We start from the raw sequence: 11274 nt of genomic DNA, 5'->3' as shown, positions 1-11274 counted from the left end.
ACGATCATTCGCGGAGCATCCTTTACACGATCGTTCCCCACGCTCTGCGTGGGAATGCAGCCCGGGACGCTCCGCGTCCCATCCAGAGCCGAACGCGGAGCGTCCGTTGAGGCGTTACCACGCAGAGCGTGGGAACGATCATTCGCAGAGCTTTCAGATTTCGCGCCACATATGGATCTTGTCGAAGTACTCCTCGCCAACCCGCACGGCCATTGGCTCAAGGCCGAACTGGATGAAGCCGCAGCGTTGGTACAAATTGAACGCCGCCTCATTGCCGGCCGTGACCGTCAGTTTGATCAGCCTGAGTTCGCGATGGCATCGCCCCTCGGCCAGAACCGCCTCCACCAATTGCATGCCGAGCCCTCGCCGGCGCACATTGGCGGACACGTACATGCCAAACAGCGTCGCCTTGTGCCGGGCCTTTTCCCGTGGTTCGAACGCCAGCCCGACAATGCCCGCCAACTTGCCCTCTTCGAACGCCCCCAGCACCACATCGAGCTTGCTGGTCAGACGCGATTCCCACCAGCTCAATGGCATCGCCGCACGTTCGCGTACGCTCGAAGTGAAGGCTTGCGGATGCAGGTCATAGGCTTCGAGCATCAACGCCCGATAGTCCAGTGCGTGGCTGGTATCCAGCCGTTCGATCCACATGTTCAGGCCATCCGCTTTTGCTCAAGCATCAAGCGCAGCGCCAGTGCCGACAGCACGAAGCCCATGAAGTAACGTTGCATCGCCAGCCATGTCGGGTTGTTGACAAACCACGAGGCAATGCCCGCCGCGAACACGGCGATCATCAGGTTGACGCAGAAACTGACGCTGATCTGGGTCAGGCCAAGGACGATGCTTTGGGTGAACACAGAACCGTGTTCCGGGGTGATGAACTGAGGAAAAACCGAGAGATAAAAAACCGCGATCTTCGGATTCAGCGCGCTGGTCAGAAACCCCATGGTGATCAGTTTGCGCGCAGAGTCCGGCGGCAACTGCCGGGCCTCGAACGGCGAGCGCGCACCGGGTTTGACCGCCTGCCAGGCCAGCCATAACAGGTACAGCGCGCCGGCCCACTTCAGCACTTCATAAGCCATCGGTACCGCGAGGAACACGGCGGTCAGACCGGCCGCCGCCGCAAACAGATGGACGAAAAAACCCGCGACCACGCCGAGCAACGACGTCACCCCCGCCGCGCGTCCCTGGCAGATCGAGCGGGAGATCAGATAGATCATGTTGGGCCCCGGCGTCAGCACCATCAACAGAGCGGCGGCGGCAAAGATCAGCAAGTCCTGAAGCGGGATCATGGGCGAAGTCCTTTGCGTAAATGATCAGGCGATCGCGGTCAGCGAAGCTCGATAAAACGGCAGGATCAGGTCGCGTGTCAATGGCGCCAGGATGACATCGCCGTCGGTGGCCGGATCGATCCACAGCACTTCTTCGATCTCGGCCGCCGGGGTGACCTCTGCATCGATGGTCAGCAGAAATATCTCAGCCTTTACGACACATCCCGGTTCATTGGCGGCAGGCGCCGAGAACTGCCCGAGGAACGTGGCGTGCGCCGGATCGATGAGCAGACCCAGTTCTTCTTCCAGTTCACGGGCCAGCGCGTTGACGGGTTGCTCTTGGGCTTCGATCTTGCCCCCCGGTTGCATGAACGCCTGGGTACCGCGCTTGCGCACCAGAAGGGTTCGACCGTCGGGACCGATCAGCAGGGCGGCGGCGATGTGGATAAGTGTCGACATGAACAAAAGGCCTTTGACTCAAAAACGGCAAGGATCACATGTCCGCCATTCGTGAGCAAAGGCCTCGCCTTATGCGGCTTCCTGGAAATCCATCTCCGGCGGCTGTCGACGGAACCCACCGGTCAGCAACGCCAGGTACACCACACCGATCGCCAGCCAGCTCAGCCCCAGGTAGATGGCGAGGTGATCGAGGCTGACCATCAGCCACAAATCCGCCGCCAGGCCGATAAACGGGAACAGCAGGAACGACAAGAATTGGCGCAGGCCTTTTTTCTCGCCGCCGATCCAGTAATGGAAAATCACCGACAGGTTTACCAGGCTGAACGCCAGGAATGCGCCGAAGTTGATGAAGGAAGTCGAGGTGGTAACGTCCAGCTTCAATGCCAGCAAAGCCACCACTGCGCAGAGCAGGATGCTGTTGATCGGTGTGCCGAAGCGCTGGTGCAAGGTGCCGAAAAACGACTTGGGCAACACGCCGTCACGGCCCATGGCATACAGCAGGCGCGAACCACTGGCTTGCGCCGACAGGCCCGAGGCGAACTGGCCGACGATCAGGCCGATCAGAAAGATCGACACGAACAGGTCGCCGCCGATATTGCGGGCGATCTCGTAGGCAGCCGAGTCGACACTGTTGAACTGGAACGACGGATGGGCGATCTGCACGAAGTACGACACGCCGACGACAATCAGGCCGCCGATCAGGGTGATCAGCATGATTGCCCGCGGGATGGTGCGGCGTGGGTCACGGGTTTCTTCGGTCAGGGTGCTGACCGCGTCGAAACCGAGGAACGAATAACAGGCGATGGCCGCGCCACTCATGATCAACGGCATTTGCATGTCGCCATTGAAGAACGGCTTGATCGACCACAACGGTGTGCTCGCATCGCCACCGACGTAGTGCACACACAGTGCGACGAAAGCGATCAGCACCAGAAACTGCACCAGCATCAGCAAGGCGTTAATGCCGTTGGCCAGCTTCAGGCCGACGATGTTGATGGCGCTGGTGATGCCGATGAATGCAAGCACCCAGAGCCACTGCGGCACCGCCGGGAACGCGGAATTGAGGTAGGCCGCGCCGATCAGCCAGATCGCCATCGGCAAGAACAGATAATCGAGCAGCACCGCCCAACCGGCGATGAACCCGAGTTTCGGGCTGATGGCCTTGCGCACATAGCTGTAGGCCGAGCCAGCCACCGGGAACGCCGAGGCCATGCGCCCGTAGCTCATGGCGGTGAAAAACATCGCCGCCAGCGCCGCGAGGTACGCGGCCGGTACCATGCCGGCGGTGGATTGAGCGAGGATGCCAAAGGTGCCGAGCACAATGATCGGCGTCATGTAGGCGATGCCAAACAGCACCACCGACCCTAATGACAGGGTGCGTTGCAAACGAGCCATGAGCGACTACTCCGGAATTTTATTGGATTTATGGCAGAGCCGAATTCGGCGCAATGATCGTTCCCACGCTCCGCGTGGGAATGCAGCCCGGGACGCTCCGCGCCCCCTCCAGAGCCGAACGCGGAGCGTCCGTTGATGCATTCCCACGCAGAGCGTGGGAACGATCGGGTTAACGGTTATCGAGAAGGAATCAGCAGCTCGCGCAATCCGCAAGCATGCTCGACCATTTCCCCCGGCAACTTCAGCCGCTGATCATCCAGGTAGCGATAATCCTGCCGCGCCGCCGTCAAGCGGTTCAGGTCCAGCTCAACCGCAAACTGCCCTTCCTCACGGCCAGCTTCGAACAACAGCGTGCCCAGGGGATCGACCAGCGCGCTGCCACCGGCGAACAGCAAGCCGCCATCGCCCTCTTCCACACGGTTGACCATCAGCGCGAACGCCTGGTTTTCCTGGGCGCGAGCCATGATGGCGGTGCGGTGCGTCGGGCCGTAGGGGTCCATGTTGCCGTTGGTCACCAGCAGCAACTCGGCACCGAGTTGCGCCAGGGCGCGGGCGCTTTCAGGGAACTCAATGTCGTAGCAAATCAGCAGGCCAACGCGCACACCGTTCCACAGGCAAGTGGCGTAGCGGTCGCCGGCCTCGAACACGCCGCGATCCGACGCCCACAGGTGCGTCTTGCGGTACTTCAAGGCGATGCCTTCGGGGGTGATCAGCAGCGTGGTGTTGTAGAAACGATCGTTGTCGCGCTCGGCGGTACCGACGACCACAGCAATATTGCGTTCACGGGCGGCGGCGACAATGGCGCTGACGGTGGGGCCGTCCAAGGGTTCGGCAACTTGAGCCACGGACTCGGCCGATGGAAAGCCCATCAAGTGGCTTTCAGGGAACATGATCAGTTGCGTGTCGGCGGCGCAAGCGTTGATTGCCGTCAGGGCGCGTTCGAGGTTGTAAGCCGTGTCGTTGTCACGGCCCGCCAGTTGGGCGAGTTCGACCTTCATGGGTAGTCCTTGTTCTAAGGCCGGGCTGGGAGAAAGATTGCCCGGTCGCTGTCTGTGCGCCAGTATGCGCAGCAAGCGAGCGGCCGGGAAATCACGCCGCTGGGGTAACACGATAGGGGTAGATGCATGGCACTCTCGTTGGACGACATCGCCTGGCACCGCTCGGTGGGGCAATTGATCGACGCCCTGGACAAGCCCAATTTCTGGACGCAGCTGGTCCGCTTGCTGGATCAGTACGTGCCCTGCGACAGCTGGGTCGCGCTGCTGTTCAGCGCCGACCGGCATCCACAAGTGTTCGCCGAATCGCCGGGTGTCGATGGAGGCCCCGACCCGTTGTTCCAGGATTACCTGCGCGGTTTGTACCTGCTCGATCCGTTCTACATCGCCTGCCGCGAACAATCGCGCACCGGTTTGTATCGCCTGTCGGAAGTGGCGCCGGAGCATTTCGAACTCACCGAGTACTATCAACGATACTTTCGTGTGAATGTCGTGGCCGACGAAATACAGTTTAATTGCCAGCTCGAAGGCGACCGCACGCTGTGCCTGTCACTGGGCAGCCAGCAACGTTTCAGCGCCGGACAGATTGCCTTGCTGTCGTTGATCCAGCCGTGGGTGCTCGGGTTGTTGCGTCAGCGCCTGCCCTACGAGATCAACGAAACGGTGGCTCTCGCCCCGACGCCGGTACAGGGCGATTGGCGGGTGCAGCTCGAAGCGTCGGTGCAGCAACTCAAGGGCGCGCAACTGACCGCCCGGGAGCTGGATGTCGGACGCTTGATGCTCAGTGGCTGCTCCAGCAAGGAAATCGCCCGCAAACTGGAAATTTCCATCGAGACCGTGAAAGTCCATAAGAAACACATGTACAGCAAGCTGGGGATCAAGTCCCAGTCGGAGCTGTTTTCGATTTTTCTCCAGGCACAAAATGCCTGATAACCCCTGCATTGCAGGACACCTGTGGCGAGGGAGCTTGCTCCCGCTGGACCGCGAAGCGGTCCCAAAACCAACACCGCAATCAGTCAGACAAAATCCATCAACAGGTTTTGCGGCTGCTGCGCAACCGAGCGGGAGCGAGCTCCCTCGCCACAAATGCGCCGTTGCCACCGAATAATTGAGTCCGAACCCAAGGAAACCGTATGAGCCTGTCACTCCTGAGCCGCTACGCCTTCTTTGCCGTCTGCGTGATCTTCACCCTCGCCAGCCTGCCTTTCCTCGAACACGACTGGCTCTGGCCGATCACTGCGGTCACGGGCGTGCTCAGCCTGATCGGCCTGTTCGACCTGCTGCAAAGCCCCCATGCAGTGCGCCGCAATTACCCGATCCTCGGCAATATCCGCTATCTGGTCGAAGGCATTCGCCCGGAAATCCGCCAGTACCTGCTCGAATCCGACAGCGATGCCCTGCCCTTCTCCCGCGCCCAGCGTTCGCTGGTCTATTCCCGGGCCAAGAATGAAAGCGCCGACAAACCGTTCGGCACCCTGATCGACGTCTATCAATCGGGCTTCGAGTTCATCGGCCACTCCATGCGCCCGGCACCGTTGAGCGACCCGATCGGGTTTCGCGTGACCGTCGGCGGCCCGCAGTGCACCCAGCCGTATTCCGCGTCGGTGTTCAACATCTCGGCCATGAGTTTCGGTTCGCTCAGCGCCAACGCCATCCGTGCGTTGAACCAGGGCGCCAAACTCGGCAACTTCGCCCATGACACCGGTGAGGGCAGCATCAGCCCCTATCATCGCGAACACGGCGGCGACCTGACCTGGGAACTGGGCAGCGGCTACTTCGGTTGCCGCACCAGCGACGGCCGCTTCGACCCGGAACGCTTCGCCGCACAGGCGCAAACACCGCAAGTACGGATGATCGAAATCAAGATGAGCCAGGGCGCCAAACCCGGTCACGGCGGAATCTTGCCCAAGCACAAGGTCACCCGGGAAATCGCCGAAACCCGCGGCATCCTGATGGGTGAAGACTGCATCTCGCCGTCTCGCCACAGTGCGTTTTCCACGCCGATCGAATTGATGCATTTCATCCAGCAATTGCGTGAGCTGTCCGGCGGCAAACCGGTGGGCTTCAAGTTCTGCCTGGGGCATCCGTGGGAGTTCATGGGTATTGCCAAGGCGATGCTGGAAACCGGCATTCTCCCGGACTTCATCGTCGTCGATGGCAAGGAAGGCGGCACCGGCGCGGCGCCCGTGGAATTCACCGATCACATCGGCGTGCCGATGCGTGAAGGTCTGCTGTTCGTACACAACACGCTGGTCGGCCTGAATCTGCGGGACAAGATCAAACTCGGCGCCAGCGGCAAGATCGTCAGCGCTTTCGACATCGCCAGCGTGTTGGCCATCGGTGCCGACTGGGCCAACTCGGCACGCGGTTTCATGTTCGCCATCGGCTGCATCCAGTCGCAAAGCTGCCATACCAACAAATGCCCGACCGGTGTCGCGACTCAGGACGCCCTGCGTCAGCGCGCGCTGGTGGTGCCGGACAAGGCCCAGCGCGTCTACAACTTCCACCGCAACACCCTCAAGGGCCTGGCCGAAATGCTCGCTGCGGCCGGTCTCGAACATCCGTCGCAATTGTCGGCCAAGCACCTGGTACGGCGCATGTCGGCGACCGAAATCAAGTTGTTCTCGCAACTGCATGTGTTCCTCAAACCCGGTGAGTTGCTGACCGGCGAAGTGAATGGCGAGTTCTATTCGCGGATGTGGCAGATGGCGCGGGCGGACAGTTTCGAGCCCAATGAGATTGCGGCGGCCTGACGCCGATAGTGCGGCGCTGAAGATTTGGGATGACTTCAGCGTCCGCCGTCCAGAATGAACAGGCGAGCTTCGGCTTCATTCCCTTTGACCGTCAGCGTCTGCTTCCAGTCCTTGGGGAATGTCACTACGTCCTCGGGCCTGGGCTTGCCCGTCACCCACCAGATTCTTTTGGCGACGGGTTTCAAGGTCGATACATTGCTGAAAAAAATCCAGTCCAGACGCTGCGGAATGAGGCGCCAGCCGCCATAGTCGTAAGGCCCCTGCGGCGTCCCGTCCGGCGAACGGGAGATGTAGAGCCTTGGCTGGATACCCGTGGCGTTGTAGTAAGTGAAAGGCAGATACCAGAACAGACCATCGACCACGATCTCATCGCCCGCCTGGGCCTGGCGATTGATGCCCTCTGCCACCGAATCCAGCCAGGCCAACTTGCGAACGTCGGTACCATTCAAACCGTCCTCCTGTGCATAGACCTTCAGTGCGCCATGCACCTCGGCGGCTAGAAACAGACTCAGACAGAGGTAAGCCATCAGCGGCCGCTGTTTTGCCAGTCCATCCAGGGCGAGCGCCGCAAGCAGAGGCAAGCCGAGTGCGGCAAACACCAGGTAACGCGTGACGAACACCGGAATGATCAAGGACACCAGAAAAACCGCGATGGCCGGCACAAAGAAATAAGCCATCAACAGGAACGTCGAGCGGCGATCAGCACGCCCGTACCGCAATGCCAGGACACAACAGGCGAGCATCAATGCCGTGACCAGCACCGCCCACCACAACCCGCCACCGGTCGCCGACACCATCATGATGCAGCGCGAAACAAGCCCCGGCAGCATCTCCCAGGTTGTGGGTGCCACCCACTCGAGCCCATCCATACGTCTGAGCTGATCAATGAGATTGGGCAACCAGGGCAGGTAGAGCGCGACTATCGCGACATTGGCCATCAGCCATTTTCGAATGGGCAACGCCGCCGGCTCACCATCCCCGAATCCCGACCAGTACAGCCAATGTACTAACACACACAGCGCGGCAAAGTAGTGGGTGTAAAACGCCGCAGCCATCAGCAGGACATAGGCAATCGCGTAGAGCCGCGCTTGCGGCTGCCGGCTCCAGCACACCAAAGCGACCGTCGCCGCCATCAGCCAAAAGCCGAGCAAGGTGTACATGCGCACTTCCTGGCTATAGCGAAGCGAGAGCGGCAACAGCACCAGCATCAGTCCGGCAAAGATCGTCGCTCTGCGCGTCGCGACGAGGCTCATCAGTTTGAGGCAAAGCATCAGCGCCCCCACGTCCGCCACCGCACTCAGCCCGCGCAAGGAAATCACGCTGTGACCAAACAACAGCACCCAGTAATGCAGAATCACATAATAGAGCGGCGGGTGAACGTCATGGGCCGTTGCGGCCCAGATCAGCGCCGGCGAGCGCTCACTCAGCAACACACTGAAGGCTTCGTCATACCAGATCACCGGAACAGACATCCCGTGGAACCTGAACAACAGGGCCAGCATAACCAATGCCATCAATCCCGCACGGTACAGCCGCTGCTGGCTCACAGGCATCTCAGCCACCTGCGTTATCGTGCTCACAGGCTTTTGGTCATCGCGGGGTTTTCTGTCGTCTTGTGGGTACTTTTTACGATGTCCTTGATGACATACCGCGGCCGATGCTTGGCCTCGATGTAGATCCGCCCGATGTACTCGCCGAGGATGCCGATGCCGATCAGTTGCACGCCTCCAAGGAACAGAATGGCGGTCATCAAAGAGGGGTAACCGGGGACGCTGTTGCCGTAGACAATCTTGTCCAGCACCATGTACACCGCGTACAGCACAGCGAACAATGACACAAGACCACCGACATAGGTCCAGAGCCGCAACGGCACGGTGCTGAACGACGTGACCCCTTCCAGCGCCAGATTCCACAGTTTCCAGCCATTGAATTTACTGTTGCCCGCTACTCGCGGGGCGCGCTCGTAGCTGACTACAACGGTGTTGAAGCCGGCCCAGGACAGCACGCCTTTCATGAACAATTGATGCTCGGGCAACGCGCGAATCACATCGACCACCTTGCGGTCCATGAGGCGGAAATCTCCGACGTTCTCTTCGATGCGCGTGTACGAAATGCGATTCAACAGGTGGTAGAACAGCGACGCACTGTGCCGCTTCAAATAGCTGTCAGACCGTCGATCGCGACGCTTGGCCAACACCACATCGGCGCCCTTTTGCCATTGTTCGATGAGCAACGGGATCACGCTGATCGGGTCCTGCAGGTCGACGTCCATCGGGATCACCGCATCACCGGTGGCATGCTCCAGACCGGCGAACAGTGCCGGCTCCTTGCCGAAGTTGCGGGAGAAATTGATCAGCATCACCTGATCATCCGACTCTGCCAGGGCTGCGGCCTGCTCAGCAGTGCGGTCGGAACTGCCATCGTTGATGAAGACGATTTCGACGTCGATATCGCCCAGTCTCAATTCACGGCGCACCGCCTGATAAAACAGGTTGATCGACTGCTCTTCGTTGAACACCGGGACGATCAGCGAGACCTTCATACGCCACGCTCGCGGAACACCACGTACTTGGAAAACAGGAAACCGAGCACCAGGCTCAACGCGGAAAACAGCGCCACGGTCAGCAAACCATGCAGTCGCCACACATCACCGGCATGACCGACGCCGTAACTCAACGCGCCCATCGCTGCCATGAACAGCAGATAACCGCCAACCGACAGCTTGCTGTCAAAGGTGTAGAGCCCATTCATGTAAAAGGAAAACGAGGCGGCCACGCAAAACGCCACCAGATTGCTGACCGCCTGGCTGAACCCGGCAGCCACGCTGAGCAGGAAAAAGATCTGCCAGTGAATCAGGGTGTTGGCGACCCCGATCACCGTGTAGCTGGAAAACCCACGCCACAGACGTCTCATGCTGACGATCCTTTGCTGGAACCCGTTGCGACTCATATGTATTGGAGCTTGTCTACTGTCAGAATTCGCAGGTTGTCGCACCTTTCAGACCAGCGGTTACCCCCTCGGCCCCGGCCAGGAGACATTCCGAAATACCCCGACTTTGCAATTGAGGGCGAATCAGTCCACCCTGCGCGCCGCCGATGAGCGGCAGTTAAACTCTGTCGCCCCGACCACTCCTTTGTTCAACACCCCATTTACGAGCCTGCCGTCATGACGTTAGTGCGCGATCACCGGATCGACTTTTTTCGCGGTCTGGCACTGATCTTCATCTTTTGGGATCACGTGCCCCACAACCCTTTGGGTCAAATTACCCTGCGCAACTTCGGCTTCAGCGATGCCGCCGAGGTCTTCGTGTTTCTCGCTGGTTACGCGGCGGTGCTGGCCTACGGCAAAATCCTGGCGCGCGAAGGCTTTTTGATTGCCTGCGTGAAAATCCTGCGCCGTGCCTGGGTGCTGTACGTGGTGCATATTTTTTTGCTGGCGATGCTGATGGGCATCGTGTTCTTCGCCAACAGCCACGTGGAAACCCGCGACCTGGTCGAAGAAATGGGCATGCACCACTTCATCAGCGACCCGCAGCAGGCCCTGATCGATGAGCTGCTGTTGCGCTTCAAACCGAACCTGATGGACCCGTTGCCGCTGTACATTGTGCTGCTGGCGGGTTTGCCGCTGGTCCTGCCGATACTGGTGCGCAAGACCTGGGTGGTGGTGGCGATGTCAGTCGCGTTGTACCTGATGGTGCCGTTGGCAGACTGGAACCTGGCTGCCATCAAGGATGGGGTGTGGTACTTCAACCCTGTTGCCTGGCAATTGCTGTTTGTCCTCGGTGGCGCCGCGGCCATTCACTCCCAACGCCCGCGCGAGTCCGACAGCCGACCGCTGTGGCGCCAGCCGTTGTTCATGAGCGCGGCGCTGTACGTAATGGCCGCCGGGGTGCTGACCGTCCTGTGGCGCTGGCCGTACCTCCACGACGCCTTGCTGCCGTCGAGCTTGAGCAATCTGCTGTACCCGATCAGCAAGACCAACCTGTCGCCCCAGCGTTTGTTGCACTTCCTGGCGCTGGCGTATGTCACCGCGAAACTGCTGCCCGACACGGGATGGACGCAAAACTGGCTGGCGCAGCAAAGCTGTCGCATGGGCCGTTTTTCATTGGAGATTTTCTGCCTGGGCGTATTGCTCGCGCCGCTGGCGGACATGATCAATGCGCTGACGGACGACGCGTTCGCCATGCAGATTTTCACCGCGCTGGCGGGTGCCGGGTTGATGGCTTTGCTGGCGGTTTGGCTGGAGTTCAACAAACGGCTGAATCAGACGCTTGTTCCCGCTGGGCTGCGCAGCAGTCCCCTTTAGGGCCGCTTCGCAGCCCAGCGGGACGGTGCGGCGATCCGACGAGCTCCCTCGCCACAAGGGTTTGCAGTAAGGGTGCTGCGTCAGGCAGGCCGTCTT

General features: G+C 60.3%; 11 protein-coding genes. 3 read left to right on the top strand and 8 right to left on the bottom strand.

The features are described from left to right. Positions 1–153: 153 nt before the first annotated feature. The 5 genes from D8U18_RS12585 to D8U18_RS12565 all read right to left on the bottom strand — a co-directional run bounded on the left by D8U18_RS12585 (position 154) and on the right by D8U18_RS12565 (position 4123). The gene (locus D8U18_RS12585; protein WP_130904023.1) at positions 154–651 is read right to left on the bottom strand and encodes a GNAT family N-acetyltransferase; all 498 of its coding nucleotides are present in this window, start codon (positions 649–651) and stop codon (positions 154–156) included. Between the two features lie 2 nt (positions 652–653). After that, positions 654–1292 carry a LysE family translocator gene (locus tag D8U18_RS12580; RefSeq protein ID WP_130907893.1) on the bottom strand — a complete coding sequence of 213 codons (639 nt, stop codon included), beginning with the start codon at positions 1290–1292 and terminating at the stop codon, positions 654–656. 24 nt (positions 1293–1316) lie between these two features. Beyond that, positions 1317–1730 carry an NUDIX domain-containing protein gene (locus D8U18_RS12575; RefSeq protein WP_130904024.1) on the bottom strand — a complete coding sequence of 138 codons (414 nt, stop codon included), beginning with the start codon at positions 1728–1730 and terminating at the stop codon, positions 1317–1319. Between the two features lie 69 nt (positions 1731–1799). Then, a complete protein-coding gene (locus tag D8U18_RS12570) occupies positions 1800–3125 on the bottom strand; it encodes an APC family permease (RefSeq protein WP_131107732.1) in 1326 nt (441 codons plus the stop codon). A 176-nt stretch (positions 3126–3301) separates the two neighbouring features. Further along, a complete protein-coding gene (locus tag D8U18_RS12565; protein WP_131107731.1) occupies positions 3302–4123 on the bottom strand; it encodes a carbon-nitrogen hydrolase family protein in 822 nt (273 codons plus the stop codon). 126 nt (positions 4124–4249) lie between these two features. Here D8U18_RS12565 and D8U18_RS12560 point away from each other — a divergent pair, with 126 nt between their 5' ends. Together D8U18_RS12560 and D8U18_RS12555 are read left to right on the top strand one after the other, a co-directional pair. Then, on the top strand, positions 4250–5050 hold the full coding sequence (locus D8U18_RS12560) for a LuxR C-terminal-related transcriptional regulator (RefSeq protein WP_056855235.1): 801 nt from the start codon (positions 4250–4252) through the stop codon (positions 5048–5050). 203 nt (positions 5051–5253) lie between these two features. Further along, a complete protein-coding gene (locus D8U18_RS12555; protein ID WP_131107730.1) occupies positions 5254–6873 on the top strand; it encodes an FMN-binding glutamate synthase family protein in 1620 nt (539 codons plus the stop codon). Positions 6874–6908: 35 nt separating this feature from the next. On the opposite strand, the gene D8U18_RS12550 is transcribed toward D8U18_RS12555, so the two are convergent. The 3 genes from D8U18_RS12550 to D8U18_RS12540 are packed head-to-tail and all read right to left on the bottom strand — an operon-like array spanning position 6909 to position 9786. Continuing rightward, positions 6909–8426, bottom strand: coding sequence for a glycosyltransferase family 39 protein (locus tag D8U18_RS12550; RefSeq protein ID WP_241664321.1), 1518 nt, complete (start codon positions 8424–8426; stop codon positions 6909–6911). A gap of 23 nt (positions 8427–8449) precedes the next feature. After that, the gene (locus D8U18_RS12545) at positions 8450–9415 is read right to left on the bottom strand and encodes a glycosyltransferase family 2 protein (RefSeq protein ID WP_131107728.1); all 966 of its coding nucleotides are present in this window, start codon (positions 9413–9415) and stop codon (positions 8450–8452) included. Continuing rightward, the gene (locus D8U18_RS12540) at positions 9412–9786 is read right to left on the bottom strand and encodes a GtrA family protein (RefSeq protein WP_130907899.1); all 375 of its coding nucleotides are present in this window, start codon (positions 9784–9786) and stop codon (positions 9412–9414) included. The genes D8U18_RS12545 and D8U18_RS12540 overlap by 4 nt, the downstream gene beginning before the upstream one ends. 252 nt (positions 9787–10038) lie before the next feature. Here D8U18_RS12540 and D8U18_RS12535 point away from each other — a divergent pair, with 252 nt between their 5' ends. Next, entirely contained in the window at positions 10039–11178 is a 1140-nt protein-coding gene (locus D8U18_RS12535; RefSeq protein WP_131107727.1) for an OpgC domain-containing protein, read from the top strand. Positions 11179–11274 lie beyond the last annotated feature (96 nt).

This window comes from Pseudomonas sp. Sample_10, from assembly GCF_004321495.1.
GTDB lineage: Bacteria > Pseudomonadota > Gammaproteobacteria > Pseudomonadales > Pseudomonadaceae > Aquipseudomonas.
Note: the sequence above shows the minus strand (reverse complement) of the source record. Positions and strands in the feature narration are given on the sequence as shown.

Bases quoted from the DNA above. Each gene is read 5' to 3' on its own strand.
- D8U18_RS12540 (WP_130907899.1), bottom strand. From the start codon at position 9,786: ATGAGACGTCTGTGGCGTGGGTTTTCCAGCTACACGGTGATCGGGGTC.
- D8U18_RS12560 (WP_056855235.1), top strand. From the start codon at position 4,250: ATGGCACTCTCGTTGGACGACATCGCCTGGCACCGCTCGGTGGGGCAA.
- D8U18_RS12535 (WP_131107727.1), top strand. From the start codon at position 10,039: ATGACGTTAGTGCGCGATCACCGGATCGACTTTTTTCGCGGTCTGGCA.
- D8U18_RS12570 (WP_131107732.1), bottom strand. From the start codon at position 3,125: ATGGCTCGTTTGCAACGCACCCTGTCATTAGGGTCGGTGGTGCTGTTT.
- D8U18_RS12575 (WP_130904024.1), bottom strand. From the start codon at position 1,730: ATGTCGACACTTATCCACATCGCCGCCGCCCTGCTGATCGGTCCCGAC.
- D8U18_RS12565 (WP_131107731.1), bottom strand. From the start codon at position 4,123: ATGAAGGTCGAACTCGCCCAACTGGCGGGCCGTGACAACGACACGGCT.
- D8U18_RS12580 (WP_130907893.1), bottom strand. From the start codon at position 1,292: ATGATCCCGCTTCAGGACTTGCTGATCTTTGCCGCCGCCGCTCTGTTG.
- D8U18_RS12545 (WP_131107728.1), bottom strand. From the start codon at position 9,415: ATGAAGGTCTCGCTGATCGTCCCGGTGTTCAACGAAGAGCAGTCGATC.
- D8U18_RS12550 (WP_241664321.1), bottom strand. From the start codon at position 8,426: ATGCCTGTGAGCCAGCAGCGGCTGTACCGTGCGGGATTGATGGCATTG.
- D8U18_RS12585 (WP_130904023.1), bottom strand. From the start codon at position 651: ATGTGGATCGAACGGCTGGATACCAGCCACGCACTGGACTATCGGGCG.
- D8U18_RS12555 (WP_131107730.1), top strand. From the start codon at position 5,254: ATGAGCCTGTCACTCCTGAGCCGCTACGCCTTCTTTGCCGTCTGCGTG.